The organism is Halomicrobium sp. IBSBa (assembly GCF_017612575.1).
In the GTDB taxonomy this organism is placed as follows: domain Archaea; phylum Halobacteriota; class Halobacteria; order Halobacteriales; family Haloarculaceae; genus Halomicrobium.
Genome location: NZ_JADPQC010000020.1, coordinates 1 through 742, shown reverse-complemented (window position 1 = coordinate 742; position 742 = coordinate 1). Strand labels below are relative to the sequence as shown.

Sequence of the window (742 nt, the reverse complement as noted above, 5' to 3'; positions counted from 1 at the left end):
GGCACTGTCTAGTTGAGGATTGAGGAATGAGCAGGCCGTAGCGAGAACTGTCTATGGAACTCGCAGACCTGCTCAGAGAAACGTTGGAAACAGACAGTCAAGACGTTTGGGAGAACGAGCGCACCCCGACACCCGTCCGGCGGTTTGGGGTGCGTCTCCACACGGCGGGGCTGTCGATCAGGGAGACGGTGGCGATCTTAGAGTTGTTGGGTGTCGATCGTTCTCATGGCGCGGTCTGGAATTGGGTACATACGCTGTCTGAAGCACAGAGCGACCCGCCGACGGCAGCGCCGTCGCGGGTGGCGGTCGACGAGAAACAGATCGAAGTCGATGGTGAGAAACAGTGGCTCTACGCCGCAATCGACACCGACTCAAAACTACTGCTCGAAATCGACCTATTCAGCCACCGTGGGACCGATCCCGCGGCGGCGTTCCTCCACCGCCTCACTGAGAAACACGATCTCGCCGACACAGAGTTTCTCGTCGATGCTGGTGGCTATCTGACTGCCCTTGCGCGTCACGAATTGAGCGGTCGGCTCGACTATCGAACGCGGAACCACATCGAAAAGTGGTTCCAGACCGTCATCATGCGAATCGACCGCTTCCATACGTACTGGCGGGGCAGTCAGTCGAGCGCCAGACAGTGGTTACAACGCTTCAGACACCATTACAACCACGAACGACCCAACCAAGCACTCGACGGTCGAACGCCAGCTCAGGAGGTCCAGAACTAGACAGTGCC

Annotated in this window: 1 protein-coding gene; it reads left to right on the top strand. The window is 58.4% G+C overall.

Translation table 11 applies throughout. The features are described 5' to 3' along the window. Positions 1-53: 53 nt before the first annotated feature. Positions 54-734 carry an IS6 family transposase gene (locus tag IL252_RS17250; protein ID WP_208629048.1) on the top strand — a complete coding sequence of 227 codons (681 nt, stop codon included), beginning with the start codon at positions 54-56 and terminating at the stop codon, positions 732-734. Positions 735-742: the final 8 nt, after the last annotated feature.

Coding starts and splice junctions, on each gene's coding strand:
- IL252_RS17250 (WP_208629048.1), top strand. CDS start 54: ATGGAACTCGCAGACCTGCTCAGAGAAACGTTGGAAACAGACAGTCAA.